Genomic DNA, 20,146 nt, shown 5'->3' with positions numbered 1-20,146 from the left:
GGGAAGAGCGGCCGTCATCCGCTCCAGACAGGGATCGTCGCCAGCAGCGTCGTGCCGCCTCCCGCGGGACTGACGACGTCCATCCTGCCGCCGAGAGCCTGGATGCGGTCGCTGAGGCCGATGAGCCCCGAGCCGTGGTGGGGATCGGCTCCGCCGAGTCCGTCGTCGCGGATCGAGATCTCGACGCTCGCGCTCTCCACGTCGAGTTCGACGCACACCATAGTGGCGTGGGCGTGTTTGGCCACGTTCGTCAGTGCCTCGGACACGATGTAGTAGACGGCGACCTCGACGCTCTCCGGCAGTCGCCGGCCGATGTTCAGGACGAGATCGACCGGTACGGCGGAGCGGCGTGCGATCGTCTTCAGCGCGGGCCCGAGACCGCCCTTGGAGAGGATCGCCGGATGAAGGCCCCGGGAGAGCTCCCGCAGGTCTTCCGCGACAGAGGTAAGACCGTCAACGGTCCGGGACAGCCGGGTTCTCAGCTCTGCCAGTTCGGGCGGCAAGGTGGCCTCCGTGGCCCGCAGATCAAGCCCGAGCGAGACGAGACGTTGCTGTGCTCCGTCGTGCAGATCACGTTCGATGCGGTGCCGGGTCTCGTCGGAGGCCGCGACGACGCGGGCGCGGGAGGCGGCGAGCTCGTCGCGGGCCTGGGCGTTGGAGATCGCGGTCGCGACGAGCTCGGTGAAGTCCAGCATGCGCTCCTCCGCGCTTGCGGGCTGCGGCTCCGGAGCGTTGAAGAAAGCGATCATCACGCCCCACAGGCGTGCTTCGACGACGATGGGGCTGCCGATCGAAGAGGTGATCCCCTGCGCCCGGGCCCACTCGGAGATCTCTCCGGGGCCGTGGTCGTAGTCCGTCATCCGCATCGGCCGCCCGGCCCCCAGCACCAGCGCCGAGATGCTCTGCTCGTCGAGCGGCCGAGGCGAGCCGGGGGGCAGTGCGGACTCGGGGCCGCGCCCGCTCCATGAGCCCACCACCACCGCGCGGTCGGGTTCGTAACGTTCGATCGCCGTGCAGTCCGCCTGGAGGATGAGCCCCATCTCGCGAGCGACCGCGCCGAACATCTCCGCCGGAGAGACTCCACGCGCGACCAGCGTCGCGACACGTCGCAGCGCGGCCTGTTCCTGTGCGACCCGGCGGAGCTCGTCGCGGCTCGCTTCCAGGTCGCGCCCGATGGCCTCACGATCGTGTGCCGCCCGCAGCAGCGCGTTCAGCGAGGGCACGACCCACTCGTTCAGACGGCGCAGGGTGGCCTCCGGCAGGCCGGCGGGGACGACGAGTGTGCCGAGGGCGGCGGCGCCCTCCAACAGGGGCAACGCCGTATGGGAATCGTCGGAGGTCACCGCGCCGAGCTCTATCGCCAGGAACGGCAGCCCCAGCGCCTGTGCCAGGCGGCGGGAGACCGCCGGCAGCGCCGAGCGCAGATGCTCCGTACGCAGCAGGAGCCGGGCCAGCCTGGCGTCGAGGTCGGCCTCACGGCGGCGCTCGTCGGCCTCGACGGCCAGCGACCGCGTCAGCGTCGCGGCCCAGCTGGCCAGCAGCGCGACGACGAGGAAGATCACGAGCGGCATCCACGACCAGCTGCTGAAGATGGTCAGGGTCCCGAAGGGCGGGTTGTTGAAGTAGTCGAAGGCGATGCCGCTGACCACCGCGGTCGCCATGCCCAGTCCCAGACCCCAGCCTAACGAGACCACCAGAACACCGAGCAGGTAAACTACGCCCAGGGAGACCCCCGGCGCGATCTGCTGCAGCGGATACGTCAGGAGGGCTTCTGCCGTGACGCATAACACGCCGACGCTGATCCCCCATATGAGGGGTGGGCGCGTCGGACGTAACAGCAACGACAATAGCCGCGCGCGCATGACTACCATATTACTCCCATGTCACGCGGGGTATACGGGGCGGTTGCGCCCGCAGTTGACATCGGTCACCCCGTTGCGGGTGACTACCCGGATCGCCGGTGTTTGGTGGGAGGCGCGATCCTTTTCACCCGGGTGTGACTATTACGGGCAAGAGGCGATAGAGCGGTGGACGAAGGGCGGACGCGGATAGCGCTGGCGGACGATGACGTGCTCCTGCGAGAGGGGATCGCGAGCCTGCTTGAGCGGTCGGGGTTCGAGGTCGTCGGCCAGGCCGGAGACGCGCCGGAGCTCCTCACCCTCGTCCGCGAGTGCCGTCCCGACCTCGTCGTCGTCGACATCCGGATGCCTCCGGGATACACGACCGAAGGACTCGACGCGGCCCGGGTGATCCGTGAGGAGTTCCCGAAGACGGGCATTCTCCTGCTGTCGGCGCACATCGAGGTCGAGCAGGCGATGGAACTGCTCGCCACCGGGCACCGGGTCGGCTACCTGCTCAAGAGCCGGGTGATCGGTGTGACCGACTTCGTCGAGACGGTCGAACGGATCGTCCACGGCGGCTCGGTCGTCGATCCCAGCCTGGTGAAGGAGCTCATCACGGCCCGCCGCCGGAACGACCCGCTGGAACTCCTCACACAGCGCGAGCGCGAGGTTCTCTCCCTGATGGCGGAGGGACGCTCGAACGCCGGGATCGCCCACAGGCTCTGGATCACCGAGGGCACGGTCGAGAAGCACGTGCGCAGCATCATGGCCAGGATGCGGCTACCGGAGACGGAAGACGATCACCGACGGGTCCTCGCGGTGATCGCCTTCCTCGGAACTCGCTAGTCTCGATCGGGTCGACCCGTGTCGCCCGCTCTCTGCAGGATCTCGTCGATCGCTCTCCGTGAGAGGTCTGGCTTCGACAGGAACGCGATGGCCGGGCTGGTCGCGATCATCTCCGCGAAGTCCTTCTCGGCGTAGGTCGATATCAGGATGACGCTCAGCGGATCCGCGTCCGCCGCGTCCGTAAGCCGCCAGGCCAGATCGAATCCGCTCTCCTCGCCGAGATCGATGTCGACCAGCACGAGATCCGGCCGGAGCTCGTCTACCTGCCGGAGAGCTTCGGCCGTCGTCGATGCCATGCCGACGACAGCGATCCCCTCTGGTTCGAGCACACGGCGTGCGGCCTCCTTGAAGTGATCGCTGTCGTCGACGATGAGACAACGTAGGGCCACATATCCAGGATCGCAGCCGGCCCCGGCCGGCGCATTGCAGCTAGCAGGTATGCCGGGGGTGCGGTTGGCATGGAGCCCAAATGGGTGCTGCCAGCGCAGACGCCGGGTCCCGGTAGGAGCATCGTGGATAGCGAAAGCAGCTCAACCGGACCGGAATGCCGGTCATCACCAGCCCGGAACCGGTGGCTCCCAAAGGACTCTCCTGCGATCAATGAGGATCGAGGTAACGGTCATGTGTCAGCACAAGCCTTCGTGTCCGCCCGCGGACGCTCGTGATCACGATGCGGCCCGTCTTGTGGCGTTCCATCCGGAACAGGGGTGGGGGTTGCTCTGCAACGGTGTGGTGCTGTTCGAAGACACCGGCGAGCTCATGCCCGATGGACGCAGCATTCCGGCTCACCGGGGTTCCTATGCCCAGGCAGCCTGAACTTGTGTGCCGCCGGAGCCCCGCGGCAGAGGGTGCGGCGGCAGGCCGGTCCGCATCCCTGACCCGGCCGGAGAACGGTCGCCCGGAGGTGTGGCGCCGGCTCCAGGGACTCGTGCGCGGACTTGGTGAGCTCGTGGCCCACGCCGTCCGCGCGGCACGCACCCGGCAGGCCTCGTGGGTCCTGTTCTCCGATGCCTCCTCGACGCCCGCGGCCCGGCATCTCATCCGTGCCCAGCTCGCCGACTGGGGATACGACGAGCAGAGCGAGGTCGCCGAACTGCTCGTCAGCGAGCTGGTCACCAACGCCCTGCTCCACGGATGGGGAGAGCCACTTCTCACTCTTTCCTCCCAGGGCGACATGTTGCGCTGCGAGGTCGAGGACGAAAACCCCGTCCTGCTCAGGGCCGAAGAGGAGCCCGGGAACGACGAGGGCGGCCGTGGGCTCCTCCTCGTCGACCTGCTGTCCCGCTCCTGGGGCACCGGCCACACGCGTAGGGGAAGAGTCGGAAAGGTCGTCTGGTTCGAGCTGTCCACGCGTTCGACAGGCCCGGTTTTCTGACTGACCGTCCGCGAGGAGATGCCCCAATCCCGGTAAGGGATGACAGTCCAGCCCGTACAGGTAATTGATAAAGGAGTCAGTACGATGCGGCAGATCCTTATCTCCAAGCCCAGAAGACCTGTGGCAAGGATCGAGCTTGACCTGCGGACACCGAACGGGCGGCGACTGCCGTACTAGCGAGACGGAGCCGGCGCACCGCGGTGAGCGGGCGCCTCCCAGCAGGGCGATGCCAGACCGTCGACGGCGCCGGTCTGGCATCGCTCTGTTTCAAGCCCCCGCGCCCACCCCGGCTACACCAGGGGCGAGTGGGTGGACCGGGCACGGCTGGAACTGGCCTTCGAGCGGCGCACGACCTTCCAGCGGGAGACCGGCACCCCGGTCTGGGCCGGCGAGTTCGGCCCCGTCTACACCGGCGACCCCGCCGTCGACGAGCAGCGTTACCGGATCCTGGCCGACCAGCTCGACACCTACGACGCCCACGGGGCGGGCTGGTCCCTGTGGACCTACAAGGACGTCGGACTGCAGGGGCTGGTCTGCGCGGCCGGGCCGTACACGGAACGGTTCGGCGCGTTCATCGGGAAGAAGGCGCGGCTCGGCGCCGACCGGTGGGGCTCCACGATGGAGGAGTCCGCCGACGTGCCGGCGCCGTTGCACTCGCTCGTGGCCACCGAGTTCCCCGCGTGGGACCCCTACCCGTGGGGCGCCCGCTACCAGACCGACGACCTGGTCCGGCACGTCCTCATCGCCCAGGCGTTGCTGCCCGAGTACGCCGAGCTCTTCCGTGGCCTGTCCGACGGTGACCTGCTCGCGCTGGCCGACTCCTTCGCCCTGGCCGGCTGCGTCCGCCGCGAGCCGCTCATCGACCTGCTGACCCGCAACCTCCGTTAGGGGCCCGCCGTACGCGCACCCCGGCGCCGGGCGGGAGAGCCGGTCGGAACAGCGACCGGCCCCTGGCCCCGACCCGGGGGAGGGGAGGGCTCTCCCGCCGGTGTGAACTCCTTCACTCAACGTCGCATTCAGGCCACTCTCGATCCTTACCGTGACGGTCCGGTCGCTCGCAGTGATGCGATCCTTCCGTCATGGCAGTGGTATCCACTCCCCGCCCCCTCGTGGGAGTAGTGCTTCTGATGTTCGTCAGCGCCGCTTGGGGGTCGGCGTTCCCGCTGATGAAGGATCTCATCGTCCGCATCCCGGTGGCCGACCTGCTCACCGAGCGGTACGGCATCGCGGCGCTCGTCCTGTTCGGGCTCAGCCCGGGCTGCCTGCGAGGACTGTCGGAGAGCATCTGGTCGACCGGCGTCCTGCTCGGCCTGCTGTTCGGCGTGGGCCAGACGGCCCAGGCGGTCGCGCTGCACGACCTGTCCTCGTCGGTCTCGGGTTTCACCGTGGGCTCCAATGTAGTGATCACTCCGGTCCTCGGGCTGATCCTGCTCGGCGCCAGGGTCTCGGGGCGCACCTGGGCCGCGGTGGCGCTCGCGCTGGCCGCTCTGACAATCTTCACCCTGTTGCAGGAGGAGGGGGGCGGCGTCTCCCTCCCCGCGCTGGCCGTCACCCTGCTGTCGGCGGTGCTGTACTCGGCGCACACGCTGGTGCTCGGCGGTTTCGCCGGGTCGCGGCGGGACGTCTACGCGGTCGCGGTGATCCAGCTCGGCGTCATCGCGCTCATGGCGGGCGCCCTCGCCGCGCCGGACGGTCTCACCCTGCCCCAGACGCCGGGCGACTGGGCGGTCCTCGGCCATCTGTCGATCGTGGCCTGCGCCCTGGGGTTCCTGGCCCGCTCGTTCGGCCAGCTCCACGTCCCGCCGGTGCCCGCCGCGGTGATCCTGTCGGCCCAGCCGCTCTGGGTGACCGCCCTGGCCGTCATGATGTACGGCGAGCCGCTCACCGGGACCGTCTGCCTGGGTGGAGGGCTGATCGCCCTGGCCATGCTCATGGTCGTGCTGCCCGGCAGGTTGCTCAGGACAGCGCGTCAGGAGGCAGGCCCGGCTCCGCCGCGGTAGCCGTACGGACGAGCTCGGCCATGCGGGCCCGGGGCAGCACACGCCTGTGCACGGTCATCTGCGTGGACAGGCCGTCGATCAGCGAGATGATCCGCCAGGTCGAGCCGTCGGGGTCGGCGCAGGTGAAGGCCTGGGCGAGCGGCTTCTCCTCCGTCTCGAAGTGGTAGAACAGCAACGCCTGGCTGACTCCGGCGGCCTGTGCGATGTCCACCGTCCGCGTGTGCCCGAATCCCCGGGCCGCGATGACGTCACAGGCGGTCCGGAGCAGATCATCGCGGCGTAGTCCCCCAAATCCCCGTGCCACAGGGGAACCCTAGCGAATCAGGGGCAGCCGCAGGAGGAAACGTGCACCTTGCGGGCTCTCCGCCAGGCCCAGGGTTCCGCCGTGCGCCTGGGCGATCTCCCTGGCGATGGCCAGCCCCAGCCCGGTGCCCCCGGCGTCCCTGTTCCGTGAGGCGTCCAGCCGGGTGAACCGGCGGAAGACGATCTCCCACTGGTCTTGGGGGACGCCCTCGCCGTCGTCGAGCACCTCGAGAACGGCCATGCCGTCCTCTTCCGCCGTGCTCACCCAGATCCGCGACACGGCGTGCCGCTCGGCGTTGTCCAGCAGGTTCGTCAGCAGGCGCGACAGCCGGAGCCGGTCGCCCTCCACGACGAGCCCCGGGGTCAGCTCCCGGATCACCTGGACACGGCGCGGGCGGCGGTCCAGCTCGCCGCGGCACAGCTCGTACAGGTCGATCCGCTCCTTGGACATCCGTGCGTTGGAGTCGAGCCGGGTCAGCATCAGCAGGTCGGAGACGATCGCCTGGAGCCGGTCGAGGCTGCCGAGCATCGCGGTGGCCTTCGCGCTCCAGTCGGTGTCTTCGGGGTACAGCAGTGCCTCCTCCACCTGGGCGCGCATGGCGGTGAGCGGGCTGCGCAGGTCGTGGGAGGCGTCGGAGGCGAACCGGCGCTGCTGCTCCACCGCCGTCTCCAGACGGTCCAGGGTCTGGTTGATCGTCTCGGCCAGATTCCGGATCTCGTCCCGTGCGTGCGGCACCGGCACGCGCTTGCCGAGGTCGGTCGCGGTGATCTCCTCGAGGTTGTCCCTGATGTCGCTCACCGGACGCAGCGCCCGGGTCACCAGGTAGTAGGTGCCGAACCCCGCCAGTGTCGTGAACAGCAGGGACGCGCCGATGAACAGGGCGAGCACCCCCGGCTGGACGTACCAGGGGACGACGTCGTCGGCGGAGTAGACGAGCAGGTCGCCCTGCGGCTGGTAGACCCAGAAGGCCACGACCACCATGCACCGGTCGGGGAATGCGGGGATGCCGCAGACCTCCTGGTCGGCCCGAGCCTTCCCGGCGGGAGGGGCGAAGTCCGCTACCCGGGGGGCGCCGGTCAGCGACGGGGTGGACGCGACGACCCGTCCCGCCGAGTCCAGGACCTGGACGCCCGCGGCGTCCCCCTGCGGCAGGATGACGGGCGTCGTCGACTGCCTGTCAAGCTGGATGATCTCCAGGACGGCGCCGGCCACCTCGTTCGTGCGCAGTTCGTTCGCCACTTTGTACAGCGAGATCGTCAGCATGGAGGTGACGAGAAGGCTGCCCAGGGCGGCGACGACGATGGCGGCCAGCGTCAGCCGGGTCCGTACGGACCGTGATTTCCGTGTGATCACACCAATCTCCCCCCGAGATCAGACGATCACATTGAAGAGATGATTACCGATTCCTGGTGCTTAACGGCCAAGTGAAGGCAAAGATCGCTTTTGCTTCCCCTGTAGAGCATCGCTCCGTGCCGTCGATCCGCCGCTGGTCAGCGTAAATGCGCGCTGATCGGAGCCGATACGGACCTTGATGAAGTACCGGCGGCGGGACAAGGATCGGATGCGCGGCGGCACCGGTTTCGCCTGGGGGCATGACGCGCATCTTTACTACAAGCGGGCCAAAGCCGACGAGGTGCTCCTCGGCCCGCCGCGGATCCACCGGGCGCGCCTCGCCGATCCGCTGGAGCTCTGAGCCCGAGAAGGGGCCCCATGGCCGACATCAGCGCACTCCCCGGCTTCTACCGGATCGCGGAGGCCGATCCCGAGCGCCGGGCGGTGATCGACGCCGACGGCACGGTGACGACCTTCGGCGAGCTGCTCGCGAGGGTGAACCAGGTGTCGCACGGGCTCCGGGCTCGGGGACTCACCTCCGGGGACGTGGTCGCCGGGGTGCTGCCCAACAGCCTCGACGCGGTGGTCATGCTGATGGCCACCGGGCAGGTCGGCCTGTACTACGTGCCGGTCAACTGGCATCTGACCGAGGCCGAGATCGCCTACATCCTGGCCGACTGCGACGCCAAGGTCGTGGTCGCCGACCATGACCACCCCGTGCCGGGTGCCCTCACCGGGACCGCCGGGCTGGCCGAGGGCCAGCCCGTGACCGCGCCCTGTGACAGGTCCGCCGGAGCGGTCATGTGGTACACCTCGGGCACCACCGGATTCCCCAAGGGCGTGCAGCGGCCGCTGTCCGGGGCCGAGCCGGAGGCGGCCATACCGCTCGTCGCCTGGTTCGTCGGCGAGGTCTGCGACCTGCGGCCGGGCGACGAGGTCCACCTGGTGACCTCGCCGATGTACCACTCCGCGCCGTGCGCCCACACGATGTTCGCGCTGCACCTGGGCCACACCCTGGTGATCGCACCCAGGTTCGAGCCGGCCGTCGTCCTCGAACTGATCGAGAAGCACCGGGTGACCAACGCGATGATGGTCCCCACGATGTTCCACCGGATGCTGCGGCTGCCGGCCGAGGTCCGGGACTCCTACGACGTGTCGTCACTCCGTCAGGTGATCCACACCGGCGCGGCCTGCCCGGTGGCGGTCAAGCAGCAGATCATGGACTGGTGGGGCCCCGTCCTCTACGAGTACTACGGCTCCACCGAGTCCACCATCGCCTTCTCCGTCAAGCCGCACGACTGGTTGAAACACCCCGGCACGGTCGGCCGCCCGGCCCCCGGCTTCGAGGCGAGGATCCTCGACGCCGACGGCGAGGAGGTCCCCGCGGGCGAGCCCGGCATGATCTCCATCAAGTCGGGGCTCGGCCGATTCACCTACCGCAAGGACCCGGCCAAGACCGCCTCCAGCATGCGCGGGGACTGGTACACCCCCGGCGACATCGGCTTCATGGACAAGGACGGGTTCCTGTTCCTGTGCGACCGCCGTACCGACCTGATCATCTCGGGCGGGGTGAACATCTACCCCGCCGAGATCGAGGCGGCGCTGCTGGAGCATCCGGCGGTCGCCGACGTCGCGGTCATCGGCGTGCCGGACGAGGAGTGGGGCCACAGCGTGGTCGCCCTGGTCCAGCCCGGACCCGGTCCCCGGCCCACCGTGGAGGAGTTGCTGGAGCACCTCGGTCCGCGCCTCGCCCGGTTCAAGCACCCCAGGGTCATCGAGTTCCGTGACGAACTGCCCCGCACCCCCACCGGGAAGCTCTCCCGCTCCCGAGTCCGTGAGGGCTACCTGTCCGGTTAGACGGTGATCCACTCCGTCGCGGTGGTGACCTCGTCGAGGATGCCGGGGACGGGGTCGACGCCGATGCCGGGGCCGGTGGGCACGCCGAGGTGGCCGTCGTGCAGCTCGAAGGGCGGCGTGATGTCGGTGGCGTAGTAGCGGCGCGAGGCGGAGGTGTCGCCGGGCAGGGTGAAACCGGGCATCGCGGCCAGGGCGAGGTTGGCGGCGCGGCCGATGCCGGTCTCCAGCATGCCACCGCACCACAGGGCGACGCCGTGGGCGCGGGCCAGGTCGTGGATGCGGCGGGCTTCGAGGTAGCCGCCGATCCGGCCGGGCTTGACGTTGATGATCGAGCAGGCGCCCAGGGTGATGGCCGCGGCGGCGTGGGCGGCCGAGTCGATGGACTCGTCCAGGCAGATCGGCGTCCTCAGCCGTTTGGCGAGCTCGGCGTGCTGGACCATGTCGTCGTTGGCCAGGGGCTGCTCGATGAGCAGCAGGTCGAACTCGTCGAGCTTGGCCAGGTGGGGGGCGTCGGTGAGGGTGTAGGCGGCGTTGGCGTCGACCTGCAGCAGCACCTCGGGGCCGAAGCGCTCGCGCACGGCGCGGACGGGGGCCAGGTCCCAGCCGGGTTCGATCTTCAGCTTGATCCGGAGGTAGCCCTCGGCCAGGTAGCCGCCGACGGCGTCGAGGAGCTCGGGGACGGAGTTCATGATGCCGACCGACACCCCGCACGGCACCCGGTCGGCCGAGGCGCCGAGGAAGGAGGCCAGCGACTGGCCGCCGGCGCGGAGCTGGGCGTCCAGGACGGCGGTCTCCAGGGCGGCCTTGGCCATCCGGTGGCCCTTGAACGGTTCCATCGCCCGGCCCGCGCCGTGGGCGTCGGTGTGGGCGGGCAGCGCGGGAATGAGGAAGCGGCGCAGCACTTCGGCGGCGCCGTCGACGTATTCGGGGGAGTAGAGCGGTTCGGACATGGCCACGCACTCGGCCCAGCCCTCGGCCTCGGGTGTCACGACCCGCACGAGCAGCACGTCGCGTTCGGTCTCGGTGCCGAACGAGGTGCGGAACGGCGTGACCAGCGGCATCGCGATCCGCCGCAGTTCGATTCCAGTGATCTTCATGATGGTGTGCGGCCTGTGCCGCGTCCCCCTTCGATGTCGCCGCCGTTCAGGCGGACCGCTCCACGATGTAGTCGCCCTCGCCGGTGAACCCGGTCACCCGGGCGCCTTCCCCCATCAGCCCGCCCAGCACGTCGCGTACGGCACGGCGCCACGACCCGGCCGCGGCCGGGTCGGCACGGCGCAGCGCCTCGACGTCGGGCGGCGTCGCGACCAGCACCACCCGGGCGTCCCGGCGACCGGGGACCGGCCCGTCGTCGCGTCCGGCCAGCCCGGACGCCGCACCCGGCGGGACCTCCGGCCGGTACGGCTCGCCCCGGACGGCGGCCACCACCTGCGGCTCGGACAGCCGCCAGACGGCCAGCACCCGGTCGGACTCGTCGCCGGCGTTGATCGCGTCGCCCATGGCGCCGTAGAAGGACGGCAGGTACTCCTCCGGCAGGGCGCCGAGCTTGACCAGGTTGAAGTGGGCGTTGCGCCGCACCAGCGGGTCGTAGGTCCAGGTGATCCGCTCCAGACCCCGGTCAAGGGCCCAGGCGCGCTGGTGCAGCTTGAGCGCGAACCCGACCCCCCTCCCGGCCACGGCGCCGGTGACGTGGGAGTGCAGCACCTGTCCCGCCGGCGCGCCGAGGAACGCCACCGAGGCTCCGACCATCCGATCGCCCCGATAGGCGCCGGCCACGTAGTTGCCCGCGTGCGACAGCGCCCGCATCAGCTCGACGGTGATCGGCGGGTTGCCGGGATCGGGCTGCCAGATGTCGTCGAACAGCCGGTAGACCTCTTCGAAGCCGGCCAGCTCGGACAGCTCGGCGACACGCACCCCCGCCGCCCGGGCCGCGGCCCCGGCATCCGGGTCGTCGCGGACAGCGCCCCTCACCCGCCGTCCTCCCCCGAGAGCACCGCGGTGATCAGCCCGGCCAGCAGCCTCGTCCGGTCCGGCATCTCGGCGACGACCACGTGCTCGTGCGGGGCGTGCGCGCCACCGCCCACCGCGCCGAGCCCGTCGAGTGTCGGACAGCCGACTCCCGCGGTGAAGTTCCCGTCGGACGCGCCTCCCACGGACGCCCCCCGCAGCGGTTCCATACCCAGATCCTTCGCGATCCGGCAGGCCAGCTCGAACAGGCGCGCCGAGGAGGACTCCTCCAGCGGCGGCCGGTTCGGCCCCCCGCTCACCTCCAGCCGGGTCCCGGCGACCCGGGGGACGAGCGCCCGCACCAGCTCGTCCACCCGGTTCTGCGCCGCGACGGTGGGCACCCGCACGTCGACCTCGACGCTGGCGAGCGCGGGCACGGTGTTGACGGTGGTGCCCCCCGACAGCACGGTCGGCGTCACCGTGGTCGGCCCCAGGTCGTCCGGTGCCGTCCCGCCGTCCACCGACGAGGCGATCACGTTGAGCGCGAGGATCTGGTGGGCCAGCTCGACGGCGGCGTTGGCCCCCTTGTCCGGTTCCAGCCCCGCGTGCGCGGCCCTGCCGTGCACGGTGACCCCGTAGTTGGAGGTGCCCTTGCGCGCGGTCTTCAGCGCACCGCCGTCGCCGCTCGCCTCCAGCACGAACGCGGCCGCGCAGCCCCGCGCCGACTCCTCGATCAGCGCGCGCGAGGACCGCGAACCGACCTCCTCGTCCCCGGTGACCAGCAGGCACACCCCGTCCGGCGACGACAGCGAGGCCAGCGCGTGGAACGCCTGGACCAGCCCGGCCTTCATGTCGAACACGCCCGGCCCCCGGGCGATGCCGTCCACGAGAGACCAGGGGCGCTCGGCCAGCGTCCCGACCGGCCAGACCGTGTCGTGGTGGCCGACCACCAGCACCCGGGGCGCGCCGAAGGTCCATCGCAGATGGGTGACCCCGTCGATCACGATCGTCTCGGGCCGCGCGCCGAGCCTCCGCACCCCCAGGTCGGCGACCACCCGGGCGCTGCGCGCCACCGCCCCGTGGTCGGCGGAGAACGACTCGCAGGCGACGAGCTCCTCCAGGTCCGCGAGCATCAGGTCGAGGTTCACGCGGGCACCCCCAGCTCGGCGCGGAACAGCCGGAGGACGTTGCCGCCGAGGATCTTGACGATCTCCTCGTCGGCGAAGCCGTGCTTGAGCAGGGCGTCGGTGACCAGCGGCAGCCCGCCGGGGCCCGCCAGCCCGGGGATGGCGGCCATGGCGTCGACGCCGCTGTAGCTGAACCCCTCGCAGCACGGCGGGGTGACGTCGTGCATGACCTCGCGGATGAAGTCGGGGCCGAGTCCGACATGGTCGATCCCGCCGACGCTCACGACGTGCTCGATGTGGTCCACCAGCCGGTCCACGGTGTATTCGGCCGGGTCCTCCGACAGGAAGGCCGCCAGGAAGTTGACGCAGACCACGCCGCCGGTCGCGGCGATGGCGCGGATCTGGTCGTCGGTCAGGTTGCGGTGGTGCTCGCGCAGGGCGCGGGCCGAGGAGTGGGTCGCCATCACCGGCCGGGTCGCCAGCTCCAGCACGTGTCCCACCCCGGAGGCTCCCAGATGCGAGACGTCGAAGATCATGCCGAGGCGTTCCATCTCCCGGACCGCCTCCACCCCCGCCGCGGTGAGCCTGCTGCCGGTGGCGTCCTCGCCGCTGCCGTCCGCCAGAGCCGTACGGCCCCAGTGCGCGACCGAGGCGACCCGCACGCCCAGCCGGTGCAGGGTGGGCAGCAGCTCCACGCTGGCGTCCAGGCCCGGGGCGCTCTCCAGCGCCAGCACCAGGGCGATCCTGCCCTCGCCGAGCGCCTCGTCGATCTGCGCGCCGTCCACGCAGAGCCGTACGGCGTCGGCGTTGCCCTCGGCCAGCGTGTGCGCGCACTCGATCATGCGCAGGGTCTGCCTGAGCGCCCCCTCCGGCCGGTAGGCGTCGTCGACGAAGACCGGCAGCACCTGCAGGTTCACCCCGCCCTCGTGGAGCTGGGGCAGCCAGCGCTCGCGGAAGAACGACGCCCACTGTCGCGGAGGCCGTGCCGTGACGGCCATCAGCAGGTCGTTGTGGGTATCGGCGACCACGGCGTCACGGTGGAGGTCAGCGGACACGGGCAGGCCCTTCTTCGCGGGTGTCTCTCGTCGCCTCAGACGTTATCGACAGTCCGCCCCCGCTGTCCGGACGGGTCCGCGCGCGAAACGGAACGCCGAGGGCCGGGGCGCCCGGGTGAGCCTACGGTAGACCGGCGTCGGAGACGGCCAGTTGTTGGTCACCCGGCCCGCCGCGTTCTTGTACCAGCTCGTGCAGCCCGCCCCCCACACCATGGTGTCCATGGCCCGCTCCAGGCTCCGCCGCCACGCGTCCATCGCCTCGGGCCGCACCTCCATCGGCCCCCTCCGCGCGAGGTGCGGCAGGCAGCCCATGATGTATCGGACCTGACACTCGATCATGAAGACGATCGAGCTGTGCCCGAGGTTGGTGTTGGGCCCGTACAGCAGGAAAAGGTTCGGGAAGTGCGGCACCGCGATGCCGAGATAGGCCTCGGCCCCGTCCTTCCACTCCTCGGCCAGGCGGCGCCCATGGCGGCCGACGACGTCGATGGGGGTCAGGAAACCGGTGCCCTGGAACCCGGTGGCGTAGACGATCACGTCCGCCTCGTGGAGGCCGGCGGTGGTCTCGACGCCCGCCGGGGTGATCCGGACGATCGGCTCGGTGACGAGGTCGACGTTGGGACGGGTCAGCGCGGGATAGAAGGCGCTGTCGATGACGACCCGCCTGCAGCCGACCGGGTAGCCGGGGGTCAGCTTGGCCCGCAGCCGCGGGTCCTGGACCTGGCGGTGCAGGTGGTCCAGGGCGCGCCTGCGCAGAAGTCCGGCGCTCCACCCGCCCGCGAGGGCCCGGTAGAGGGTCGCCTCGGCGTAACGGTAGATCCATTCGCGGTAGCCCCGCTGCAGGAACGGCAGACGGCGCAGGGCCGTCCGGACGGCTCCGCCGAATACGGCGTCGGGCTTGGGGATCACCCAGTTCGGGGTGCGCTGGAAGACGTCCAGCCGCCCGGCGGCCTCGGCCACCCGAGGGATGAGCTGCGCCGCCGACGACCCGTTCCCGATCACCGCCACCCGTCTGCCCGTCAGATCCTGGGAGTGGTCCCAGCGGGCGGAGTGGAACGCCGCGCCCGCGAAGTCCGCCATCCCCGGGATGCCGGGCAGCCGCGGGCGGTTGAGCTGCCCCACCGCCGACACCACCACGTCGAAGAGCTCCTCACCGGAGGAGGTGTGCACCCGCCACCTGCCCAGCGACTCGTCGAAGGCGGCGGCCGTGACCTCGGTGTTCAGCCGGATCCGCGGGCGCAGGCCGTATTTGTCGGCGCACCTCTCCAGATAGCCGAGTATCTCGGGCTGTCCCGGATAGCGGCGGGTCCAGCTGGAGTATCTCTCGAAGGAGAAGGAGTACAGATGCGAGGGGACGTCGCACCCGGCACCCGGATAGGTGTTGTCCCGCCAGGTGCCCCCGACACCGGGTCCCTTCTCGAAGACCGTGTAGGAACGGATCCCCGCCCGCTCCAGCTGGATGGCCATGCACAGCCCGCCGAACCCGGCGCCGATGATCGCGATGGTCGGGCTCATCCGCACTCCTTGCGTCCGTGACGGCTGGTGCCGGTCAACGCGGAGCCTCACGGTCCAGCCGGGGCCGGACCCTTTCGGGAGGAGGCACCGACGGGCCGGCCCTTCGAGGGTGGTGATCCGCTTACATTAGGCGATTCCCCTGCGCGGGGATACAGGCCGGTAGTCTGCGCACGTGCCTACCCTCGCCGATGTCGTTCAAGAGCTTGAGTCGGCCTACGATCCCCGATGGGCGGAGTCGTGGGACGCGGTCGGGCTCGTCTGCGGAGACCCCTCCTCCGAGGTGCGCCGGGTCCTGTTCGCGGTGGACCCGGTGGCGGCCGTCGCCGACGAGGCCCTGGAATGGGGCGCCGACTTGGTGGTCACCCACCACCCCCTCTACCTGCGCGGCACCACGACCGTCGCGGCCACCACCTTCAAGGGCCGCCTGGTCCACACGCTGATCAGAAACGACGTCGGCCTCTTCACCGCCCACACCAACGCCGACGTCGCCGACCCCGGTGTCTCCGACGCGCTCGCCCGCGCCGTGGGCCTGACCGGCCCGCTCACCCCCCTGCAGCCCTCGCCGGACGATCCCCGGCGCGGTCTGGGCCGCATCGGCACACTGCCCGCCCCGCTCACCCTGCACGCGTTCGCCCGGCAGGCCGCGCGCGGGCTCCCCGGTACGGCGGGCGGCCTGCGGGTCGCCGGCGACCTCGACCGCGAGGTCCGGCGGGTCGCGGTCAGCGGGGGATCGGGAGACTCCCTCCTCGGTACGGCCCGCGCCGCCGGCGTGGACGTCTTCCTCACCGCCGACCTCCGCCACCACCCGGCGAGCGAATTCATGGAGGCTCCCGGCGGCCCCGCGCTGATCGACGCCGCCCACTGGGCCACCGAATGGCCCTGGCTGGCCGAGGCGGCACGCCGTCTGACGTCCGGATTGGCCGAGAAGGGGATTACTGTTGAGACGCGCGTATCCGAGACGGTCACGGACGCCTGGAATACAAAAGCAGAGTGCGAGGATTTGAAGTGAAAGCAGCCCCGGCAGCCCAGAAGCGTCTGCTCGACCTGGCCGAACTCGACTCCGTCATCGACCGGCTGGCCCATCGTCGTCGCACCCTGCCCGAGCTGGCCGAGATCGATGAGATCTCCGCCCGCGTGGCGAGGCTCGCGACCCAGGCGATCGCCGCCGAGACCGAGGCGGGTGACCTGGCCCGCGAGCAGACCAAGGCCGAGGCGGACGTCGACTCGGTCCGCGTCCGCGCCGAGCGGGACCAGAAGCGGCTCGACTCCGGCCAGGTGTCCTCCCCGAAGGACCTGGCCAGCCTCCAGTCCGAGATCATCTCCCTCAACCGCCGCCAGGGCGACCTGGAGGAGGTCGTGCTGGAGATCATGGAGCGCCGGGAGACGGCCGACGCGCAGGTGGCCAAGATCGTGGCTGAGCGCGACAGGCTCGCCGCCGGCCGCGACGCCGCCGAAGACCGCAGGGACGCCGCCTTCGCCGAGATCGACAAGGAGAGCGCCGAGGTCAAGGGCAGGCGTTCGGGCATCGTCGCCGACATCCCCGCCGACCTGCTGGCCCTCTACGAGAAGCTCCGGGAGCAGTTCGGGGTGGGAGCCGCGATGCTGCAGGGCGCCCGCTGCCTCGGCTGCCGCACCAGCCTGTCCATCGCCGAGATCAACCGCATCAAGGCGTCCTCCCACGACGAGGTCATCCGTTGCGAGGAATGCCGCCGCATCCTCGTCCGCACCGCCGAGTCGGGGCTGTGACCTCCTACGTCATCGAGGCCGACGGCGGGTCCCGGGGCAACCCCGGGCCCGCCGGCTACGGCGCCGTCGTCAAGGACGCCGCGGACGGCCAGGTCCTGGTCGAGACCGCCGAGGCGATCGGCACCCAGACCAACAACGTCGCCGAGTACCGGGGGCTGATCGCGGGACTGCAGTCCCTCCTCGCCCTCGCCGGGGACGGCGCGGCCGTCGAGGTCCGGATGGACTCCAAACTGGTCGTCGAGCAGATGGCCGGCCGATGGAAGATCAAGAACGAGGGTCTGCGCCCGCTCGCGCTGGAGGCCGCCGCCCTGGCCAGGCGGCTCAGGGTCACCTGGCGGTGGATTCCCCGGGAGAAGAACAAGGACGCCGACCGGCTGGCCAACGAGGCCATGGACGCCGCCGCCAAGGGCCGCCCCTGGCGGCTCAGCGGCTCCTCGGCCACGGGTTCCCCCGGCTCCCGGGAGAACGGACTGGCCGGCTCCCCGGCGGGGGGGCCCGGCCGTAAGGCCAGGGCTTCCGCCTCTCCGGCCGCCGCGCAGGACTCCCTCCTCGACCTCCTCGGCTCCGACGACGTCTCAGCGGGGCAGGAGGCGGTGGCACCCGTGGCGGCGGGCACCGGCTGGCGCCCGCCCACGACCGTGGCGACCACGTTGCTCCTGCTGCGGCACGGCGAGACCCCGCTCTCGGCCGAGCGCAGGTTCTCCGGGCTCGGCGACCCCGAGCTCACCGCCAACGGCATCACCCAGGCGGAGGCCGTCGCGGCCAGGCTGTCGCGCGAGCCGTACGGCATCCAGGTGGTCGTCAGCTCCCCGCTGAGGCGGGCCCGCGCCACCGCCGAGATCGTCGCCACCCGGCTCGGGCTGGAGGTGGCCGTCGAGGAGGGGCTCAGGGAGACCGACTTCGGTGACTGGGAGGGATACACGTTCACCGAGATCCAGCGCCGCTGGCCGGACGAGCTCGCCGCGTGGCTGGCGGACCCGTCCGCCGCGCCGCCGGGTGGGGAGAGTTTCGAGGTGGCGGCGCGGCGGGTCCAGGCGACCGGGGACCGGCTGGTCGAGCGTTACGAGGGCAGGACGGTCCTGGCCGTCTCCCACGTCACGCCGATCAAGATGCTGCTCCGGCTCGCGCTGCTGGCTCCCCTGGACGCGCTGTACCGCATGCATCTTGATCTGGCGGCCCTGTCCCAGATCGAGTATTACGCCGACGGGCCGGCAGTGGTCAAGGCGTTCAACGACACCTCGCATCTGCGCTGAACCGGCGGTCGCCCGCCCACGCGGATGCGAAGGGCCTCGTCGTACGGTGCCCACCCGGCCCGGCCGGTCGTGCTCTCATCGGTCGTCCCCCGGATGCTCGTGACCCCCGGGGGTCGGCCTGGTCCCCATTCCACCGGAGGCGACTTGCCGTTCGGTTGGAGACCACTGGGGAACCGTTAGGCTGGGAGACACGGCGGACGAGCCGGCCGGGCGGCCGCGTCGGGTCTCTTCGGAGACCCGCCGAGGAAGGTCCGGGCTCCACAGGGCAGGGTGGTCGGTAACGCCGACCCGGGGCGACCCGCGGGACAGTGCCACAGAGAACAGACCGCCTCCCGAAAGGGAGGTAAGGGTGAAACGGTGGTGTAAGAGACCACCAGCGCCCACGGTGACGTGGGCGGCTTGGTAAACCCCACCCGGAGCAAGGTCAAGAAGGGACGCTCTCCGGAGCGTCCCGCGCGCGACGTTTGAGGGCTGCCCGCCCGAGCCGCGCGGGTAGACCGCTTGAGGCCGTCGGCAACGCCGGCCCTAGATGGATGGTCGCCCCTTCACGCGAGTGAAGGACAAAACCCGGCCTACAGGCCGACTCGTCCGCCCTTTCCTCCTCTGACCTGCGGCGGAGCCTCCGCTCGGCAAGATCGAAGTGCTCAGAGGACACAATGGGGGCACATTCACGTAAGTCTGAGCGCCGCGGCGAAGGCGTGGTCCAGGGCCGTGCGAGCCCGCTCGGATGCCTCCGGGACCAGATGCCCGTAGAGATCCACGGTCGTGGTGATGGACTCGTGCCCGGGCCACCGGGACACCTCGGAGATGGGCACGCCCTCGGCGAGTGCCGTGCTGGCGAAGGTGTGCCGCAGATCGTGGAACGTCATGTCCACCGGCACCCCCGCTGAGAAGATCGCGGGCTTCAGGACGTCGGCGTTGAAATAGTCGCGACGGACCAGGTTCCCGCGCGTCGTCCGGAACAGCACATCCTCAGGCTTGTGCCTGTCGATGTATTCGGCCAGCGCATCGGCGAGAACGGCCGGTATCGGGACGTTGCGGACGGATGCTCTCGTCTTCGGCGGAGCCAGCGTTGGACGCCGATCGATCACCACGACCTGCTGGTCCACCGTCAACATGCCCTCGGCGAAGTTGATCCGGTCGACAGCCAGGCCGAGTGCTTCTCCTTGCCGGAGACCGGCCGCAGCACCCAGGAGGATCAGCGGCGCGTAGTCGGGCCAATGTCCGGAAGGTTCGGGGCACCTCAGTTTCGATGCATCGACTCCGCGGGCTGATAATCGCGCAGGCGGCCGAGGTAGAAGATGTTCTAGGTGCGATTTTGGATCATCTCGATCCGTCCACTGTGAGGAGACGGCGTACGGCAGGGCAACGGCTGAGGGAGATAGAGGCTCGGCTCAGTGCTGGTGATAGAGACGCCTGGGCGGACACTCTAGACCTTCTTGATCACGCGATCAAAGCTCGTAACCATGCCGCACATAACACGGTGGACATTGGATCAGTCTGGAGGGACTACGCAACCGGCGACGGCGGCGAGTGGGTGCCCGTGGTAAGCACGATGGGGGACGAGTTGTACGACAAGCAGGATCTCCAACGAGATCTTGCTCTTCAGCAGGAAGTGACCGTTGAGGCTGTGCGCCTACTCCATTACGTGCGAAGGCAGTAGGGGTGACCACCAGCCGCAATTATCGATCTTGCTAACGCGGGTGCTAACAACGGGTCTGGACGGATCTGGACGACCGTGGACTGAGGGATCTCATGAAGCCCGCCCGAGCAGGCCCGGAAGACGGCTGTGGAGGGTCCTGGACGATCGTGTTCTAACTCGTAATGAAGGGGTCTGGGGTTCGAATCCCCAAGGCGGCTTGCACGCGCGAGCGGAACTCCGCATACTCCTCTCGGTCCATGGGGACGAGCAGGATCAGCCGTTCGGGAGGAAGAGCGCGGAGGGCCT

20 protein-coding genes and 1 other RNA gene are annotated in these 20,146 nt (G+C 70.3%); 11 read left to right on the top strand and 10 right to left on the bottom strand.

Translation table 11 applies throughout. The features are described from left to right. Positions 1 to 14: 14 nt before the first annotated feature. The gene (locus tag FHR32_RS02050) at positions 15 to 1,790 is read right to left on the bottom strand and encodes a sensor histidine kinase (RefSeq protein WP_184752463.1); all 1,776 of its coding nucleotides are present in this window, start codon (positions 1,788 to 1,790) and stop codon (positions 15 to 17) included. A gap of 237 nt (positions 1,791 to 2,027) precedes the next feature. Here FHR32_RS02050 and FHR32_RS02045 point away from each other — a divergent pair, with 237 nt between their 5' ends. Further along, on the top strand, positions 2,028 to 2,687 hold the full coding sequence (locus FHR32_RS02045; RefSeq protein ID WP_184752462.1) for a response regulator: 660 nt from the start codon (positions 2,028 to 2,030) through the stop codon (positions 2,685 to 2,687). Here FHR32_RS02045 and FHR32_RS02040 read toward each other — a convergent pair. Further along, entirely contained in the window at positions 2,684 to 3,076 is a 393-nt protein-coding gene (locus tag FHR32_RS02040) for a response regulator (RefSeq protein WP_184752460.1), read from the bottom strand. The two genes, FHR32_RS02045 and FHR32_RS02040, sit on opposite strands and share 4 nt — an antisense overlap. A gap of 232 nt (positions 3,077 to 3,308) precedes the next feature. Between FHR32_RS02040 and FHR32_RS42765 the strand changes: the two genes are divergently transcribed. From FHR32_RS42765 to FHR32_RS02025, 4 genes are all read left to right on the top strand, one after another. After that, the gene (locus FHR32_RS42765) at positions 3,309 to 3,503 is read left to right on the top strand and encodes a DUF5999 family protein (RefSeq protein WP_221465587.1); all 195 of its coding nucleotides are present in this window, start codon (positions 3,309 to 3,311) and stop codon (positions 3,501 to 3,503) included. A gap of 112 nt (positions 3,504 to 3,615) precedes the next feature. Then, positions 3,616 to 4,062, top strand: a complete 447-nt coding sequence (locus FHR32_RS02035) for an ATP-binding protein (RefSeq protein ID WP_184752458.1) — start codon at positions 3,616 to 3,618, stop codon at positions 4,060 to 4,062. 309 nt (positions 4,063 to 4,371) lie between these two features. Beyond that, positions 4,372 to 4,950, top strand: a complete 579-nt coding sequence (locus tag FHR32_RS02030; RefSeq protein WP_246465902.1) for a glycoside hydrolase family 5 protein — start codon at positions 4,372 to 4,374, stop codon at positions 4,948 to 4,950. A gap of 191 nt (positions 4,951 to 5,141) precedes the next feature. Further along, positions 5,142 to 6,062, top strand: a complete 921-nt coding sequence (locus FHR32_RS02025) for a DMT family transporter (RefSeq protein ID WP_184752456.1) — start codon at positions 5,142 to 5,144, stop codon at positions 6,060 to 6,062. Here FHR32_RS02025 and FHR32_RS02020 read toward each other — a convergent pair. After that, the gene (locus FHR32_RS02020) at positions 6,019 to 6,366 is read right to left on the bottom strand and encodes a TetR/AcrR family transcriptional regulator (protein ID WP_184752454.1); all 348 of its coding nucleotides are present in this window, start codon (positions 6,364 to 6,366) and stop codon (positions 6,019 to 6,021) included. The two genes, FHR32_RS02025 and FHR32_RS02020, sit on opposite strands and share 44 nt — an antisense overlap. Before the next feature lie 9 nt (positions 6,367 to 6,375). Further along, positions 6,376 to 7,719 carry a sensor histidine kinase gene (locus tag FHR32_RS02015; protein ID WP_312881869.1) on the bottom strand — a complete coding sequence of 448 codons (1,344 nt, stop codon included), beginning with the start codon at positions 7,717 to 7,719 and terminating at the stop codon, positions 6,376 to 6,378. A gap of 178 nt (positions 7,720 to 7,897) precedes the next feature. On the opposite strand from FHR32_RS02015, the gene FHR32_RS02010 reads away from it, so the two are divergent. Both FHR32_RS02010 and FHR32_RS02005 read left to right on the top strand, forming a co-directional pair. Beyond that, positions 7,898 to 8,059: a hypothetical protein gene (locus tag FHR32_RS02010; RefSeq protein ID WP_246465900.1), complete on the top strand. Its 162-nt coding sequence runs from the start codon at positions 7,898 to 7,900 to the stop codon at positions 8,057 to 8,059. 17 nt (positions 8,060 to 8,076) lie between these two features. Next, entirely contained in the window at positions 8,077 to 9,555 is a 1,479-nt protein-coding gene (locus FHR32_RS02005) for an AMP-binding protein (protein ID WP_184752452.1), read from the top strand. On the opposite strand, the gene menC is transcribed toward FHR32_RS02005, so the two are convergent. Genes menC through FHR32_RS01980 form a run of 5 tightly spaced genes read right to left on the bottom strand, consistent with a single transcriptional unit; the run spans position 9,552 to position 15,199 of the window. Then, entirely contained in the window at positions 9,552 to 10,652 is a 1,101-nt protein-coding gene (gene menC, locus FHR32_RS02000; RefSeq protein ID WP_184752450.1) for an o-succinylbenzoate synthase, read from the bottom strand. The genes FHR32_RS02005 and menC overlap by 4 nt on opposite strands. Before the next feature lie 46 nt (positions 10,653 to 10,698). Next, positions 10,699 to 11,526, bottom strand: coding sequence for a GNAT family N-acetyltransferase (locus FHR32_RS01995; RefSeq protein WP_312881867.1), 828 nt, complete (start codon positions 11,524 to 11,526; stop codon positions 10,699 to 10,701). Continuing rightward, positions 11,523 to 12,650 (bottom strand): M20 family metallopeptidase, encoded by a 1,128-nt coding sequence (locus tag FHR32_RS01990; protein ID WP_312881865.1) that lies wholly within the window; start codon positions 12,648 to 12,650, stop codon positions 11,523 to 11,525. The genes FHR32_RS01995 and FHR32_RS01990 overlap by 4 nt, the downstream gene beginning before the upstream one ends. Then, a complete protein-coding gene (locus FHR32_RS01985; protein ID WP_184752448.1) occupies positions 12,647 to 13,684 on the bottom strand; it encodes a dipeptidase in 1,038 nt (345 codons plus the stop codon). The genes FHR32_RS01990 and FHR32_RS01985 overlap by 4 nt, the downstream gene beginning before the upstream one ends. Positions 13,685 to 13,726: 42 nt before the next feature. After that, positions 13,727 to 15,199, bottom strand: coding sequence for a flavin-containing monooxygenase (locus FHR32_RS01980; protein ID WP_184752446.1), 1,473 nt, complete (start codon positions 15,197 to 15,199; stop codon positions 13,727 to 13,729). A 172-nt stretch (positions 15,200 to 15,371) separates the two neighbouring features. Here FHR32_RS01980 and FHR32_RS01975 point away from each other — a divergent pair, with 172 nt between their 5' ends. The 4 genes from FHR32_RS01975 (at position 15,372) to rnpB (ending at position 18,789) form a co-directional block, all read left to right on the top strand. Further along, positions 15,372 to 16,208 (top strand): Nif3-like dinuclear metal center hexameric protein, encoded by an 837-nt coding sequence (locus FHR32_RS01975; protein WP_184752444.1) that lies wholly within the window; start codon positions 15,372 to 15,374, stop codon positions 16,206 to 16,208. Then, positions 16,205 to 16,945, top strand: coding sequence for a zinc ribbon domain-containing protein (locus tag FHR32_RS01970; RefSeq protein ID WP_184752442.1), 741 nt, complete (start codon positions 16,205 to 16,207; stop codon positions 16,943 to 16,945). Before FHR32_RS01975 ends, FHR32_RS01970 begins: the two co-directional genes overlap by 4 nt. After that, positions 16,942 to 18,198: a bifunctional RNase H/acid phosphatase gene (locus FHR32_RS01965; RefSeq protein WP_184752440.1), complete on the top strand. Its 1,257-nt coding sequence runs from the start codon at positions 16,942 to 16,944 to the stop codon at positions 18,196 to 18,198. The genes FHR32_RS01970 and FHR32_RS01965 overlap by 4 nt, the downstream gene beginning before the upstream one ends. A 198-nt stretch (positions 18,199 to 18,396) precedes the next feature. After that, positions 18,397 to 18,789, top strand: an RNA gene (rnpB, locus tag FHR32_RS01960) — RNase P RNA component class A. A 77-nt stretch (positions 18,790 to 18,866) separates the two neighbouring features. Here the strand turns inward: rnpB and FHR32_RS01955 are convergent. Continuing rightward, on the bottom strand, positions 18,867 to 19,391 hold the full coding sequence (locus FHR32_RS01955; protein ID WP_281390904.1) for a tyrosine-type recombinase/integrase: 525 nt from the start codon (positions 19,389 to 19,391) through the stop codon (positions 18,867 to 18,869). Between the last annotated feature and the right edge of the window lie 755 nt (positions 19,392 to 20,146).

The organism is Streptosporangium album (assembly GCF_014203795.1).
Taxonomy (GTDB): Bacteria; Actinomycetota; Actinomycetes; order Streptosporangiales; family Streptosporangiaceae; genus Streptosporangium; species Streptosporangium album.
This window is presented reverse-complemented; position numbering and strand designations above follow the sequence as displayed.

Bases quoted from the DNA above. Each gene is read 5' to 3' on its own strand.
- FHR32_RS42765 (WP_221465587.1), top strand. From the start codon at position 3,309: ATGTGTCAGCACAAGCCTTCGTGTCCGCCCGCGGACGCTCGTGATCAC.
- FHR32_RS02025 (WP_184752456.1), top strand. From the start codon at position 5,142: ATGGCAGTGGTATCCACTCCCCGCCCCCTCGTGGGAGTAGTGCTTCTG.
- FHR32_RS02010 (WP_246465900.1), top strand. From the start codon at position 7,898: ATGAAGTACCGGCGGCGGGACAAGGATCGGATGCGCGGCGGCACCGGT.
- FHR32_RS02005 (WP_184752452.1), top strand. From the start codon at position 8,077: ATGGCCGACATCAGCGCACTCCCCGGCTTCTACCGGATCGCGGAGGCC.
- menC (WP_184752450.1), bottom strand. From the start codon at position 10,652: ATGAAGATCACTGGAATCGAACTGCGGCGGATCGCGATGCCGCTGGTC.
- FHR32_RS01980 (WP_184752446.1), bottom strand. From the start codon at position 15,199: ATGAGCCCGACCATCGCGATCATCGGCGCCGGGTTCGGCGGGCTGTGC.